Below are 13,045 nucleotides of genomic sequence, written 5' to 3'. Positions count from 1 at the left end.
GCCTGGCCGGGGAGGCCGACCCACTTCCGGGCCCCGCCCGACGAGACGAGAGAGAGTCACATGAGCGTTACCTATCACGACAGCAACACCCGCATGAGCCAGGCCGCCGTCCACAACGGCACCGTCTACCTGGCCGGCCAGGTGCCGGACGACGCCAGCGCCGACATGCGCGGTCAGACCGAGCAGGTGCTGGCCAAGATCGACCGCCTGCTGGCCGCCGCCGGCACTTCCAAGGAGCACCTGATCAGCGCCCAGGTCTGGGTGACCAGCATGGCCGAGTTCGACCAGATGAACGCGGCCTGGGATGCCTGGGTGGTGCCGGGCCGCCCGCCGGTGCGCGCCGCCACCGAGGCCAAGCTGGCCCGTCCGGACTGGAAGGTGGAGATCATGATCACCGCGGCCCTGCCGGACGCCTGATCCCCCCCTGCGGCGGCGGCCTGCGCCGCCGCATCCCGGAAGAAGCGTTGAGGCCGCCCTGGGGCGGCCATGCTAGCCTCGCGCCATTCCGCTCTGGAGACTTTCGATGCTGCTGATCGTCGATCTCGGCCTGAGGTTGGCCATGGCGCTGTGTGCCCTGTGGGGTGGGCTGGCGCTCGGGCATCGCCTGCCGCTGGCGCGCCCCGGCCGGCTGCTGGCGGTGGCCCTGTGGCTGCTGGCGAGCGGGCTCTGGCTCTGGCTCTACGGCAAGGGCGCGAGGATAGGACCGATCGCCGGGCTTGCGGTGCAGATGCTGGCGCTGCTGGCCTGGTGGCGCCGCCTCGAGCCGGCGGCGGATCTCGACTGGGCCGATGATGTGGCCCACCTGGCCACCGGCCGCCAGGAAGGCGAGTGGCTGACCCTGGACCGGGTGCGCTGCTTCGACTGGCAGACCCGCGATCGGGCCCGGGTGGCCTGGGAGCCGCGGCGCTACCCGCTGAGCCGACTCGCCTCGCTGGATCTGATCGTCTCCGGCTGGGGGCGTCCCGGCATCGCCCATGTGCTGCTGTCGTTCGGCTTCGCGGACGAGGAGGGCGAGATCGACGACTTCCTGGCCTTCTCGGTGGAGGTGCGTCGCGAGCGCCACGAGGCGTTCTCGGAGATCGGCGGCTTCTTCAAGCAGTATGAGCTGGCCATCATCGCCGCCGACGAGCGGGATGCCGTGCGGCTGCGCAGCAACGTGCGCGAGGAGTCCGTCACCCTCTATCGGGTCACGCTGGGCGAGAGCGCGCGTCGCGATCTGCTGCTGGCCCTGGTGGCGGAGGCCAATCGCCTGCAGGGAGAGCCGCGCTTCTACCACACCATCACCGCGAACTGCACCACCCTGGTCTTCGCCATGATGCGGCGGATCATCGAGGGGTTGCCGCTGGATCATCGGCTGCTGCTCACCGGGCTGCTGCCCGGCTATGTCCACGACCACGGCGGCCTGGTGCCGGGCTATCGGCTCGCCGAACTCAGAAGGCTTGGCGACATCACCGAGCGTGCCCGCAAGGCCCACGACGCCCCCGACTTCTCGCGGCGCATACGCGAGGGCGTGCCGGGCTGGTCGTGACGCCCCTGCCTGCGACCCACAAGAACGCCACGGCAGATGCCGTGGCGTGACGCCATGCCTCCCTGGGCACCCTCCCGGTGCCTGACCGGCCCTCGGCCGCTCCTCCTGAGGTGCTTCCTGCACCGGCGCATCCCTGCGGGGCGGGGCAGTTTCCCTTGCCGAGCCGTAATGCATCGACCCACCGATATCCTCGCCCAGGCAGATGACAGATCGATCACACCGGCATGACCGAAAGATGACAGGTGGAGGATTCGGCTGTGCGGGTGGTCTCTGGTAGAATCCGCCGCTTTGTCATTCAACCCCTTCCTCCTGTTCGGATACATGACATGAATGCAGTGATTCTTGCGGTGCTGGTGATGGTGGGCCTGTCGCTGGCGCGGGTCTCGGTGGTCTTCGCCCTGGTGGTCGGGGCCTTGGTCGGCGGCCTGGTGGGCGGGCTCTCCATCGAGGAGACCCTCTCCGCCTTCAACGACGGCGTCGGCGGCGGTGCCCAGGTTGCCCTGGCCTATGCCACCCTGGGGGCCTTCGCGGTGGCGATCTCGCGCTCGGGCCTGCCCGACCTGCTGGCGCGCAAGCTGATCGGCCTGCTGGGCCAGGAGGCCAGCGAGGCGCGCCAGGCCACGGTCAAGGCGCTGCTGCTGACCGCGGTGCTGCTGGTGTCGATCTCCTCCCAGAACCTGATCCCGGTGCATATCGCCTTCATTCCGATCCTGATCCCGCCGCTGCTCAAGGTGATGAACCAGCTGCGCCTGGATCGCCGGGCGGTGGCCTGCGCGCTGACCTTCGGCCTGACCGCTCCCTACATGCTGCTGCCGGTGGGCTTCGGGGCGATCTTCCTCAACGATATCCTGCTGGCCAACATCAACCGCGCCGGCGAGCTGCTGGGGCTCGAGATCACCCGGGGCATGGTGCCCATGGCCATGGCGGTGCCGGTGGGCGGCATGGCGCTGGGGCTCGCGGTGGCGCTCTTATTCAGCTACCGCAAGCCGCGGGAGTACCAGGCGCTGGAGGTGGCCACCACCAATGTGCCGCACCATCACCCCGAGCCGCGTGAGCCTCATACCCTGGGGCTGGTGATGTCGGGGCTGGCCATCGTGGCGGCGCTGGGCATCCAGCTGTGGACCGGCTCCATGGTGCTGGGCGGCCTGATGGGCTTTGCGCTGCTCTCCCTCGGGGGGGTCTTCAAGTGGCGCGAGGCCGACGACCTCTTCACCAGCGGCATGCGCATGATGGCGCTGATCGGCTTCATCATGATCGCTGCCTCGGGCTTCGCCGCGGTGATGAACGCCACCGGCGAGATCGACAGCCTGGTGCAGTCGAGCTTCGCGATCATCGGCGACAACCGCGGCCTGGCCGCGCTGATCATGCTGCTGGTGGGGCTCTTCATCACCCTGGGGATTGGCTCGTCCTTCTCCACCATCCCGATCATCGCGGCGATCTTCGTGCCCCTCGCGGTGCAGTTCGGCTTCTCGCCCCTGGCCACGGTGGCCCTGGTGGGCACCGCCGCGGCGCTGGGCGACGCCGGCTCCCCGGCCTCGGACTCCACCCTGGGCCCGACCTCGGGCCTCAACGTCGACCGCCAGCACGACCATATCTGGGACAGCGTGGTGCCTACCTTCCTGCACTACAACATCCCGCTGATCGCCTTCGGCTGGGCGGCGGCCATGCTGTTCTGACGGCCTGTTCTGCGCCGCTCTACCCGAGGGCGGCAACGCGGCTGTCGTCACCCTCGGCGTCCGGTGACCAGGTCACGCTGTGGTTGCGTCCGCTGCGTTTGGCGCAGTAGAGCGCATGGTCCGCCAGCCCAACCAAGGCCAGCGGCTCAGCCGTGTGGGCCGGGTAGCTGGCGACACCACAGGAGAGGGTGACGCTCTCCAGTGGCTTGTCGCCCCATAAGAAGACGTGCTGGCCCACCGCGCGGGTCACGGCAGCGGCGCGGGCCGCGGCGTCGGCGGGGTCGGCACCCGGCAGCAGGGCGACGAACTCCTCGCCGCCCAGACGGCAGACCACGTCGGAGTCGCGGAAATGCGCCTGTAGCAGAGTGGCGAACTGCCTCAGCACCTGGTCTCCAGCCTCGTGGCCGTGGCGGTCATTGACCTGCTTGAAGTGATCCAGGTCCATCAGCACCAGCGACAGCGGCTCCCTCTCACGGTCGGCTCGTCGTGACTCGTGCGCCAGCAGTTCGTCGAAGTAGCGCCGGTTCTTGAGTCCGGTGAGGGCATCCTGGTAGGAGTAGCCTTCCAGGGTCTCCACCATGCGGTCGAGCTCGGCGGTACGCTCGGCCACCTGGCGCTCCAGGCTCCGGTTGAGCTCGGCGAGTCGCTGCTGGGTACGTCGGTAGTCCCACAGCGAAATGCCGGCAATGGCCAGAGCGAAGCCCAGGGCGCCAGAGCTCAGCGGGATGCTGCGCCAGCTCACGAAGCCGTGGGCCACGAGCATGTCAACCAGCAAGAGCGGTGCAAAGAGGACGAAGCTTGCCACGACCAACCGCTGCTCCATACCTAGCCGAGAGGCCTGCCACAGGGCCAGCAGCAGCATCAGCGGCAGGGTGATGGCCAGCAGCGCATCGAAGGCGGGGAAGGTCAGCGAGAGGCTGATGGCGCCGGCCTGTACCAGGGTGAGGGCCCCTGCCAGATAGGCCAGGTGCAGGCGCCACAGCCAGCGCATCCAGCGTGCCGCAGTGCCCTCGAGCCAGTGGGCCAGCAGGAGGCCCATGGCCACAGGCAGGGTAAAGTAGCTGGCCGCGCGCAGGGTGTCCCACCATAGCGCACGCTCCAGCAGCAACTGGCGAGCGGGTGCCTCGGCCAGGAGCATCAGCCCCGAGGCCGAGGCAAACAGGGCAATGCCGATGAAGCCGCGTCGCTGTTCGCCAAGCAGTGCGAAGAGCAGGGCCAGCACCGCCAGCAGCAGGCAGAAGGCGCCCACCGCCAGGGCCTTGGCGGACCCCTGGATCACTCCGTTCAGACCGTCGATACGATCCATCAGCTGCACTTCACCCCACAGGCCGATATCGGTGTAGTAGGAAAAAATGCGCAAGTGCAGCGTTCTGTCGGCGAAGTCCTCGGGCAACTCGACCATGTGCCAGGGCCAGCCGGCAAAATCGCCGCGTCCGTCGGCGTCGAACTCGCCGTACTGGTAGAGAAGCTCCCCGTCCAGATAGAGCTGGCCGATCAGGTCGATGCTGGTGATATAGAGTACCGGGTCGCGCCACTCGCCGTCGGGCAGAGTGGTGCGGAACCAGGCGTGCTGCTGGCCCTGGCGCCCGGGCGGGTTCGAGGGAAAGTCGATGGCCTGCCAGCCGCTCGCCTCAGTGAGCCAGGCAGGGCTACCGTCCGGGCCGGGAGGCGAGTCACCCCAGCGGTACTCCCAGCCCTCCAGCGCCAGGGGAGGAGGGGCGGCCTGCACGGGCAGGGCGAGCAGGCCAAGGGCCGCAAACATAAGGCGAAGGCAAAGGCGCATGGAAAAGACCCGGAACGTGACGCTTGGAGTATATCCGCAACGGTGCCGGGCAAATGTCACGCTTTGTCGACGTTGTCTGGGCGGTGGGAGCCGCTAATTGCCCCGTGGCTCCAGGGCACTGAGCAGCCCCCGCAGCAGCGAGAGCTCCTTGCGGCTGGGCTGGGCCCGGGCGAAGAGAGCCTGCAGCTGGGCCTCGGTCCGGGCGTGGGGCTGGGTGAGAAAACCGCTCTCCCGCATCACCCGTGACAGGTGGTCGTGGAAGTGGCCGAGCTGGTCGCGGCTGGGCGCGCGCTCCTCCTCGGGGCGCTGGGGCCGGTAGCCGCTCTCGGGACGCCGGCGCCACGCCTTGTACACCTCGTAGGCCAGCACCTGCACCGCCTGGGAGAGGTTGAGGATGCCGTACTCGGGGTTGGCCGGAATGCTCACCTGGTGGCTGCAGAGGCGGATCTCGTCGTTGGTGAGGCCCGAGCGTTCGCGGCCGAACACCAGCGCCACCGGGTCCGCGGCGGCGTGCTCGACCAGCTCCCGGGCCATGGCGTCGGGCTCATCGAAATGGGGCAGCGGCAGGCTGCGCAGCCGCGCGCTCGCCCCCACCACCTGCACGCAGTCGGCCACTGCCTCGCCAAGCGAGCCCACCACCCGGGCGTTCTCCACCAGATCCTCGGCACCGGCGGCAAGCCGCGTCGCCTCGGGGTCGGGGAACTGGCGCGGGTTGACCAGCACCAGGTCGGCAAGGCCCATGGTCTTCATGGCTCGCGCCGAAGCACCGATATTGCCGGGGTGGTAGGTCTGGACGAGAACGATGCGGATATTCGGGAGCATGGGCAGGCGGCTGGGGTCGGCTGATGGGTGGAGGGTGGGTATCTTAAAACAAAAACCCCGCCGGCTCTCGCCGACGGGGTCTGTCTCAGGCCTTGCGTGATGCAGCGCCTGGGGCAGGGGGCGTGATCACATCATGCCGCCCATGCCACCCATGCCGCCCATGCCGCCCATGTCCGGACCGGCGTCCTTCTCTTCCGGATCGTCGGCGATCATGCACTCGGTGGTGATCATCAGGCCAGCCACGGAGCCGGCGGACTGCAGCGCGGTGCGGGTCACCTTGGCCGGGTCCAGCACGCCCATCTCGAACAGGTCGCCGAACTCGCCGGTCTGGGCGTTGTAGCCGAAGTTGCCTTCGCCGCTCTTCACCTCATTGAGGATGACGGAGGCTTCCTGACCGGCGTTGGTGACGATCTGGCGCAGCGGAGACTCCATGGCGCGCAGGGCGATCGCGATGCCGTGGGTCTGGTCCTCGTTGTCACCCTTGAGGTCCTTGATCTTGGTCAGCACGCGCACCAGGGCGGTACCGCCGCCGGGCACCACGCCTTCCTCGACCGCGGCGCGGGTGGAGTGCAGGGCGTCCTCGACGCGGGCCTTCTTCTCCTTCATCTCGACTTCGGTGGCGGCACCGACGCGGATGACGGCCACGCCGCCGGCCAGCTTGGCCACGCGCTCCTGGAGCTTCTCGCGATCGTAGTCGGAGGAGGTCTCCTCGATCTGGGCGCGGATCTGGTTGACGCGGGCCTCGATGTCGCCCTCGTTACCGGCGCCGTCGATGATGGTGGTGTTCTCCTTGGACATGGTCACGCGCTTGGCGGTGCCCAGGTGGTCCAGGGTAGCCTGCTCGAGGGTCAGGCCCACTTCCTCGGAGATCACGGTGCCGTTGGTCAGGATGGCGATGTCCTGCAGCATGGCCTTGCGACGGTCGCCGAAGCCCGGGGCCTTGGCAGCCGCGACCTTGACGATGCCGCGCATGGTGTTGACCACCAGGGTGGCCAGCGCCTCGCCCTCGATGTCCTCGGCGATGATCGCCAGGGGCTTGCCCGCCTTGGCGACGGCTTCCAGCACCGGCAACAGCTCGCGGATGTTGGAGATCTTCTTGTCGACCAGCAGGATGTAGGGGTCTTCCAGCTCGACCTGCATGGTGTCCTGGTTGGTCACGAAGTAGGGCGACAGGTAGCCGCGGTCGAACTGCATGCCTTCCACGACTTCCAGCTCGTCCTCGAAGCCACGGCCCTCGTCGACGGTGATGACGCCTTCCTTGCCGACCTTCTCCATCGCCTCGGCGATGATCTCGCCGATACGCTTGTCACCATTGGCGGAGATGGTGCCGACCTGGGCGATCGCCTTGGTGTCGGTGCAGGGCACGGACAGGGCCTCGATCTCCTTGACGGCGGCGATCACGGCCTGGTCGATACCGCGCTTGAGGTCCATCGGGTTCATGCCGGCGATGACGCCCTTCAGGCCCTCGTTGACGATGGACTGGGCCAGCACGGTGGCGGTGGTGGTGCCGTCACCGGCGACGTCAGAGGTCTTGGAAGCGACTTCCTTGACCATCTGGGCACCCATGTTCTCGAACTTGTCCTTCAGTTCGATCTCCTTGGCCACGGAGACGCCGTCCTTGGTGACGGTCGGGGCGCCGAAGGACTTCTCGATCACCACGTTGCGACCCTTCGGGCCCAGTGTGGTCTTGACGGCGTTGGCCAGCAGGTCGACACCACGGGCCATGCGCTTGCGGGCGTCGTCGGAGAACTTGACTTGTTTCGCTGCCATTTCGATCTCTTCCTATCAATTCGTGAACGTCTGAGGGATAGCGAGGGGCGTGGGCAATCAGCCCTCGACCACGGCCAGGATGTCGGATTCGCTCATGATCAGGACTTCTTCGCCGTCGATCTTCTGCTTCTCGACGCCGAAACCATCCTTGAAGATCACGGTATCGCCGACCTTCACGTCCAACGGGCGCACATCACCGTTCTCGAGAATCCGGCCGTTACCGACGGCAAGCACTTCGCCGCGAGTCGGCTTTTCCTGGGCACTGCCCGGAAGCACGATGCCGCCAGCGGTCTTCTGTTCTTCTTCAACGCGACGGATGATGACGCGATCGTGCAAGGGACGGATGTTCATTGCTCACGTTCTCCTGATGGTTCACATGGCCGGGGTCTCCCGGCGGTTCTGGTCATCGCCTCGCAGGCTCCGCCTGCGAGGAGGGAGGCGCTGGACGCCTTCCGTGTCAATGGCGCGACAGCCGCGCCGAAACCTGTTGCTGAGCGATAAGTGGGGCTCGCCAAGGGGCTTTCAAGGCCCCCGGGAAAATTTTTTTGGCTCAGCGCCGTGCATCGTCGCGGGAGATGAACTCTCCCTCCAGCGGGCCGTCGCCGTTGCTGCCGTCGCCGGCCGAGGATGACGCCCTGGCATCCCCCTGCCGAGGGTCGCCCGAGGCCTGCTGCCAGTCGTCAGCGGCGCCGTGGCGGGGACCGGACGCGAAGCCGCCCACGTGGATGCCCTGGGCGCGCACCCCGAGCCGGGCCAGCAGCTTGCCCAGCAGGCGGCGTGCATCGGGAATCAGGCACAGGAACCCCAGGGCGTCGGAGACGAACCCGGGGGCCATCAGCAGGGCGCCGCCGAAGATCAGCGCGGCGCCGGTGAGCAGCTCGCCGGAGGGCACTTCCCCGCGCTCCAGGCGCTCCCGGGCACGGGCGAAGGTGGCGGCCCCTTCACGGCGAATCAGGTGCAGGCCGATGAAGCCGGTGGCCAGCACCATCAGCAAGGTGGTGAGCAGGCCGATCTGACTGCCTACCGAGAAGAGGATGACGAAGTCGAGCAGAGCGAAGAGGGTAAAGGCAAGCAGGAAGGGCATGGGAACTCCGCGAGGATCAATTGCGCAATAGATGGGGGCGCTTCGCGAAAACTCAAGCGTTGACGCGCATCGCTCGCCTCGACGGTGCCAGCCCGCATAGATTGTCATATCGATAGCGCTATGGTGCGCCGCACAAACTCTGCTACCTTACTTGTACCCCAAAAGAGCGATGTCCAGGACTCTGCCGCCAGGTCGGCCCTGAATCGCCCCATTCCCTGGAGGATTGACGATGAAACTCGATAGCTCCGTGATTGCCATTACCGGTGGCGCCCGCGGCCTCGGCCTGGCCATGGCCCAGTTGCTGGGCAGCCGAGGCGCCCGTCTGGCGCTGATCGATACCGATGCCGCCACCCTGGACGATGCCGTCTCCCGGCTTCATCAGGCGGGCATCGAGGCTCGTGGCTTCGTGGCCAACGTGGCCGACGAGACGTCGGTAAAGCAGGCCTTCGGGGATATCGCTGCCTCCCTGGGGCCGGTGAGCGGCCTGGTCAACAACGCCGGCATCCTGCGTGACGCCCTGCTGGTGAAGGCGAAGCAGGGCAAGGTCGAGAAGGTGATGTCGCTGGAGAGCTGGCAGGCCGTGATGGACGTCAACCTGACCGGTGTCTTCCTCTGTGGCCGCGAGGCGGCCAGCCAGATGATCGAGGCGGGCAACGAGGGGGTGATCGTCAATATCTCCAGCATCTCCCGGGCCGGCAACATGGGGCAGAGCAACTATGCGGCCTGCAAGGCGGCGGTCGTCGCGCTGACTACCACCTGGGCCAAGGAGTTGGCGCGTTATGGCATTCGCACCGGCTGTGTGGCCCCGGGCTTCATCGAGACCGACATGACCGCCTCCATGCGCCAGGACATGCTGGAGAAGCTGACCTCCGGTGTGCCCCTGCGCCGCCTGGGCCAGCCGGAGGATATCGCCCAGAGCGTGGCCTTCATCTTCGAGAATGCCTACTTCACCGGGCGGGTCATTGAGTGCGACGGCGGCCTGCGCCTCTAGGCCACCCTAGGTCCCTTTGTCGCCTGCTGTCGTGAAATCGAGCGGCCGCCGGGCGCCTTCCCGGCGGCCGCTGCGCTTCTGGCCGGTTCAGAAGCTGACCTGATCTTCCAGGTTGGCGACGGTGCCGGCGCCGATGCCGCTGACCCGTGTCAGGTCCTCGGCACTCTCGAAGGGCCCATTGGCCTCGCGCTCCTCGATGATGGCGGCCGCCTTGGCCGGCCCGATCCCCGGCAGTTCGGTGAGCAGCTCCGCGTCGGCGGTGTTGACGTTGATCGGCGCCACCTCCTGCGCCACGGCGCCGAGTGGTGCCAGGCCGAGCAGCAGGGCGAGCAGTGCCCCGGCCAGTGCGTTGCGTGTCACTCCCTTCATGATCATCTCCTTACCTTGTTGCTGTAATGGGTGATGGCGGTTCCTGGCTTTCACCGTCGTGGGTGCCCCAGGCGCGGGCCGTCGGGTCGTGCCGCCGTCCCGGAGCCCGCTTCGTTGGGACACCCTTCAAGCTAGCGGGCGCCTGCGGCCTCCATCGTCAGCGGGTGCCGCCAGCCGATGTAGGCCAGGGCCGGCAGCGTGGGGTGGCCTCGCGCTTCGCGGGAGGGCTCCCGGGGAGACGCCCCCGTGGGGCGATCTCCTACGCGAGTTGGTGGCTCGGGCTGATATAATGTTGCCCATCCGTCCCTTGCCTGGAGCCCGGCCTGTGTCTACCGATTCGCCCCTGATCATCGCTCTCGACTATGCCTCCCTGGATGCCGCCCTGTGCATGGCCGATCGCCTCGATCCGGCCCGCTGCCGCCTGAAGGTGGGCAAGGAGCTGTTCACCCGCAGCGGCCCCGACGTGGTGGAGGCGCTGCATGGTCGCGGCTTCGAGGTGTTCCTGGATCTCAAGTTCCACGACATTCCCAACACCGTGGCCGGCGCCGTTCAGGCGGCGGCGGAGCAGGGCGTGTGGATGGTCAACGTCCACGCCGGCGGCGGTCGTCGCATGATGGAGGCGGCCAGGGAGCGGCTTCAGCGCCACGGCCTCTCCACCCACCTGATCGCGGTGACAGTGCTGACCAGTATGGAAGCCGAGGACCTGGCCGAGGTGGGGGTCGGCGTCACGCCGGCGGAGCAGGTGGAGCGCCTGGCGCTGCTGGCCAGCCAGAGCGGCATGGACGGGGTGGTCTGCTCGGCCCAGGAGGCCGCGCGGCTGCGCGAGTTGTGCGGCGAGTCTTTCCTCAAGGTCACCCCGGGCATCCGCCCGAGCTTCGCTGTGGCCGGCGACCAGCGGCGCGTCATGACCCCGAGTGATGCCATGGCGGCAGGCAGCACCCACCTGGTGGTAGGGCGCCCGGTGACCCAGGCCGATGATCCCATGGTGGCGCTGGCGGCCATCGAGGCCGAGCTGGCCGCCGGCTGAGGTCGGGCTATTCGCCTTCGATGCCGGTGATCGGCTTGGTGGTGCCCCAGCTGCGGCAGCGCGGGCACTGCCAGTGAAGCTGCTCGCCGGCGTGGCCACAGCGCCGGCAGCGGTGGCGGGGCAGTGCCTCCAGCAGCGTGTGGGTGTGACGCTGCAGCAGCTGGAGCTGCGCCAGGGGCTCGCCCACGCTGTGCTGGCGGTAGAGGTCAATCAGGTAGTCCAGTGCGCCCAGGCTGGGTTCGCGGTTGAGCTGTTCGCTGACCAGGTCGATGGCGGCCTGCAGGCCATCCCGGTGGCGCACCGTCTCGGCCAGCAGGATGATCACGCTGGTGTAGGGCGTACGCTCCACCAACTGCTGCAGGTGGCGAATCAGCCCGTCCTCGTCGTCGAGCAGGCGATAGGCGGTGGCCAGGGGAGGCAGCAGGGTGGGGGTGAAGGCGGCATCCTGGCCGGGGATGCGGTCGAGCAGACGAATCTCCTGGCGGTAGTGGCCGGTATCGTGCTCCATGGCGGCCAGCAGCAGGTTGGCCCGCACGCAGCGGGGGTCGATGGCCAGCGCCCGGCGCAGGTGCTTGCGGGCGAGGCCGGGGCTGGCCTCGAAGCGCTCCTGTTCTGCCAGCTGGCAGAGCCAGTGGGCGGCGGCGCGGCGGATGTCATCGCTCTGGCGTATCAGCTGGGGCTGGGCCACCTCGAGTGCCGCCTGCCACTCTCCCTCGCGCTCCAGCAGGTCCGTGAGCAGGCGTTTGGCCGACAGGCGCCGCTCCTCGTCCTGGGAGTCGCGCACCAGGGTATGCAACAGCCGCTCGGCGCGGTCCAGCAGCCCCAGCGCCAGAAAGTCGCGCGCCAGCTCCAGCTGCACACGCTCGCCCTGGGCGCCGGAGAGCGTCGGCCGGGCGAGCAGGTTCTGGTGGATCTTCACTGCCCGGTCCGCCTCGCCGCGGGCGCGAAACAGGTTGCCCAGGGTGATATGGGTGTCGATGGTCTCGCTGTTGACCTCGAGTGCCGCCACGAAGGTCTCGATGGCGCGGTCCTGCTGGTCGTTGAGCAGGTAGTTGAGCCCCACGAAATAATCCCGCGCCAGCCCGGATGATGGCGCGGGATCGGAGGGCTTGCTGCGTTCGCGGCGGCCGAGCCACCAGCCGATGGCGACCGCTGCCAACAACAGCGTCAGCAGCAGGGCGTCGGGCATTTAGGGGAGTTCCTTGAGCTCCTGAACGCGCAGTCGATCGAGCTCCTTGCGCTGCTGCTGGTTGTGGCGCTGGGCGCGGGTCAGCAGGGTACGCAGGCGCAGGTAGACGCCGCTCATGGCCAGCATGCCGAGCAGCACCCCGACTGCCAGGGAGGCCAGCAGCCAGACGGACAGCGAGGCCGCGGGGAGCTCGAGCCAGATCAGGTTGAGCGGAAGGGCCTGCTGGTTGTTCACGGCGAAGAGAATGCCGACCAGCAGGACGACCAGCAGAATGACGGCCAGGATCAGGCCTTTTAGCCAACGCATGCGCTTGTGTCCCCTGTAATGGTGGTGCCGGTGGTCATGGTATGAGTGATCGGAGCCGATCAGTAGCCCAGGGCGCGGCTGGCGTCTACCTGCTCGCGCAGCTCCTTGCCTGGCTTGAAGTGTGGCACGAACTTGCCGTCCAGCGCGACCGGTTCGCCGGTCTTGGGATTGCGGCCCACCCGGGGTTCCCGGTAGTGCAGCGAGAAGCTGCCGAAGCCGCGAATCTCGACGCGTCCCCCTTCGGCCAGGGTGTCGGTGATGTCATCGAGGATGAGGCGCACGGCAGCCTCGACTTCCTTGATCGACAGCTCCGGCTGCCGTGCGGCGATCTGCTCGATCAACTCGGACTTGGTCATCGACGTTCTCCCTCTGCGGTGGGCGCAAGAGCCGGCCCGCCTGGCGCTGTTGTTTCACCAAAGCATACTCGGCAAATTGTGATAAAACAACGCACTACGACCATTGGCAGATGGCGCGGCTGGCGGCTGCCGTTCACGGGGGGG

14 protein-coding genes are annotated in these 13,045 nt (G+C 67.7%); 5 read left to right on the top strand and 9 right to left on the bottom strand.

The annotated features are described in order from the left end of the window. The first annotated feature begins 60 nt into the window (after positions 1-60). The 3 genes from D1793_RS12600 to D1793_RS12590 all read left to right on the top strand — a co-directional run bounded on the left by D1793_RS12600 (position 61) and on the right by D1793_RS12590 (position 3,204). Positions 61-417: a RidA family protein gene (locus D1793_RS12600; protein ID WP_110070422.1), complete on the top strand. Its 357-nt coding sequence runs from the start codon at positions 61-63 to the stop codon at positions 415-417. A gap of 106 nt (positions 418-523) precedes the next feature. Next, positions 524-1,528 carry a DUF4105 domain-containing protein gene (locus tag D1793_RS12595; protein ID WP_119022484.1) on the top strand — a complete coding sequence of 335 codons (1,005 nt, stop codon included), beginning with the start codon at positions 524-526 and terminating at the stop codon, positions 1,526-1,528. A 326-nt stretch (positions 1,529-1,854) separates the two neighbouring features. Next, positions 1,855-3,204 (top strand): Na+/H+ antiporter family protein, encoded by a 1,350-nt coding sequence (locus tag D1793_RS12590; protein ID WP_119022483.1) that lies wholly within the window; start codon positions 1,855-1,857, stop codon positions 3,202-3,204. Positions 3,205-3,223: 19 nt separating this feature from the next. Here D1793_RS12590 and D1793_RS12585 read toward each other — a convergent pair whose 3' ends face one another. The 5 genes from D1793_RS12585 to D1793_RS12565 all read right to left on the bottom strand — a co-directional run bounded on the left by D1793_RS12585 (position 3,224) and on the right by D1793_RS12565 (position 8,663). Beyond that, complete coding sequence (locus D1793_RS12585) at positions 3,224-4,987, bottom strand: GGDEF domain-containing protein (protein WP_119022482.1); 1,764 nt, start codon at positions 4,985-4,987, stop codon at positions 3,224-3,226. Between the two features lie 93 nt (positions 4,988-5,080). Further along, a complete protein-coding gene (locus tag D1793_RS12580; protein WP_119022481.1) occupies positions 5,081-5,809 on the bottom strand; it encodes an RNA methyltransferase in 729 nt (242 codons plus the stop codon). 126 nt (positions 5,810-5,935) lie between these two features. Further along, positions 5,936-7,579, bottom strand: coding sequence for a chaperonin GroEL (groL, locus tag D1793_RS12575; RefSeq protein WP_119022480.1), 1,644 nt, complete (start codon positions 7,577-7,579; stop codon positions 5,936-5,938). A 57-nt stretch (positions 7,580-7,636) separates the two neighbouring features. Further along, complete coding sequence (locus tag D1793_RS12570; RefSeq protein ID WP_119022479.1) at positions 7,637-7,930, bottom strand: co-chaperone GroES; 294 nt, start codon at positions 7,928-7,930, stop codon at positions 7,637-7,639. Between the two features lie 199 nt (positions 7,931-8,129). Continuing rightward, on the bottom strand, positions 8,130-8,663 hold the full coding sequence (locus D1793_RS12565; RefSeq protein ID WP_119022478.1) for an FxsA family protein: 534 nt from the start codon (positions 8,661-8,663) through the stop codon (positions 8,130-8,132). A 229-nt stretch (positions 8,664-8,892) separates the two neighbouring features. Here D1793_RS12565 and D1793_RS12560 point away from each other — a divergent pair, with 229 nt between their 5' ends. Then, complete coding sequence (locus D1793_RS12560) at positions 8,893-9,654, top strand: SDR family oxidoreductase (RefSeq protein ID WP_119022477.1); 762 nt, start codon at positions 8,893-8,895, stop codon at positions 9,652-9,654. An 87-nt stretch (positions 9,655-9,741) separates the two neighbouring features. On the opposite strand, the gene D1793_RS12555 is transcribed toward D1793_RS12560, so the two are convergent. Next, complete coding sequence (locus D1793_RS12555) at positions 9,742-10,023, bottom strand: ComEA family DNA-binding protein (RefSeq protein WP_119022476.1); 282 nt, start codon at positions 10,021-10,023, stop codon at positions 9,742-9,744. A gap of 325 nt (positions 10,024-10,348) precedes the next feature. Between D1793_RS12555 and pyrF the strand changes: the two genes are divergently transcribed. Beyond that, positions 10,349-11,050, top strand: a complete 702-nt coding sequence (pyrF, locus tag D1793_RS12550; protein ID WP_119022475.1) for an orotidine-5'-phosphate decarboxylase — start codon at positions 10,349-10,351, stop codon at positions 11,048-11,050. Positions 11,051-11,057: 7 nt separating this feature from the next. Here the strand turns inward: pyrF and lapB are convergent, their stop codons facing one another. From lapB to D1793_RS12535, 3 genes are read right to left on the bottom strand one after another with little or no spacing between them, the layout of a single operon-like run. After that, a complete protein-coding gene (gene lapB, locus D1793_RS12545; RefSeq protein ID WP_119022474.1) occupies positions 11,058-12,239 on the bottom strand; it encodes a lipopolysaccharide assembly protein LapB in 1,182 nt (393 codons plus the stop codon). Then, positions 12,240-12,545, bottom strand: a complete 306-nt coding sequence (locus D1793_RS12540) for a LapA family protein (protein WP_119022473.1) — start codon at positions 12,543-12,545, stop codon at positions 12,240-12,242. A gap of 59 nt (positions 12,546-12,604) precedes the next feature. Next, on the bottom strand, positions 12,605-12,901 hold the full coding sequence (locus D1793_RS12535) for an integration host factor subunit beta (RefSeq protein ID WP_119022472.1): 297 nt from the start codon (positions 12,899-12,901) through the stop codon (positions 12,605-12,607). Between the last annotated feature and the right edge of the window lie 144 nt (positions 12,902-13,045).

Source organism: Halomonas sp. JS92-SW72, from assembly GCF_003547075.1.
In the GTDB taxonomy this organism is placed as follows: Bacteria; Pseudomonadota; Gammaproteobacteria; order Pseudomonadales; family Halomonadaceae; genus Halomonas; species Halomonas alkalicola.
This window is presented reverse-complemented; position numbering and strand designations above follow the sequence as displayed.

What these genes read in the sequence shown, in the direction of transcription:
- D1793_RS12600 (WP_110070422.1), top strand. Translation starts at nt 61, where the DNA reads ATGAGCGTTACCTATCACGACAGCAACACCCGCATGAGCCAGGCCGCC.
- D1793_RS12595 (WP_119022484.1), top strand. Translation starts at nt 524, where the DNA reads ATGCTGCTGATCGTCGATCTCGGCCTGAGGTTGGCCATGGCGCTGTGT.
- D1793_RS12590 (WP_119022483.1), top strand. Translation starts at nt 1,855, where the DNA reads ATGAATGCAGTGATTCTTGCGGTGCTGGTGATGGTGGGCCTGTCGCTG.
- D1793_RS12585 (WP_119022482.1), bottom strand. Translation starts at nt 4,987, where the DNA reads ATGCGCCTTTGCCTTCGCCTTATGTTTGCGGCCCTTGGCCTGCTCGCC.
- D1793_RS12580 (WP_119022481.1), bottom strand. Translation starts at nt 5,809, where the DNA reads ATGCTCCCGAATATCCGCATCGTTCTCGTCCAGACCTACCACCCCGGC.
- groL (WP_119022480.1), bottom strand. Translation starts at nt 7,579, where the DNA reads ATGGCAGCGAAACAAGTCAAGTTCTCCGACGACGCCCGCAAGCGCATG.
- D1793_RS12570 (WP_119022479.1), bottom strand. Translation starts at nt 7,930, where the DNA reads ATGAACATCCGTCCCTTGCACGATCGCGTCATCATCCGTCGCGTTGAA.
- D1793_RS12565 (WP_119022478.1), bottom strand. Translation starts at nt 8,663, where the DNA reads ATGCCCTTCCTGCTTGCCTTTACCCTCTTCGCTCTGCTCGACTTCGTC.
- D1793_RS12560 (WP_119022477.1), top strand. Translation starts at nt 8,893, where the DNA reads ATGAAACTCGATAGCTCCGTGATTGCCATTACCGGTGGCGCCCGCGGC.
- D1793_RS12555 (WP_119022476.1), bottom strand. Translation starts at nt 10,023, where the DNA reads ATGAAGGGAGTGACACGCAACGCACTGGCCGGGGCACTGCTCGCCCTG.
- lapB (WP_119022474.1), bottom strand. Translation starts at nt 12,239, where the DNA reads ATGCCCGACGCCCTGCTGCTGACGCTGTTGTTGGCAGCGGTCGCCATC.
- D1793_RS12540 (WP_119022473.1), bottom strand. Translation starts at nt 12,545, where the DNA reads ATGCGTTGGCTAAAAGGCCTGATCCTGGCCGTCATTCTGCTGGTCGTC.
- D1793_RS12535 (WP_119022472.1), bottom strand. Translation starts at nt 12,901, where the DNA reads ATGACCAAGTCCGAGTTGATCGAGCAGATCGCCGCACGGCAGCCGGAG.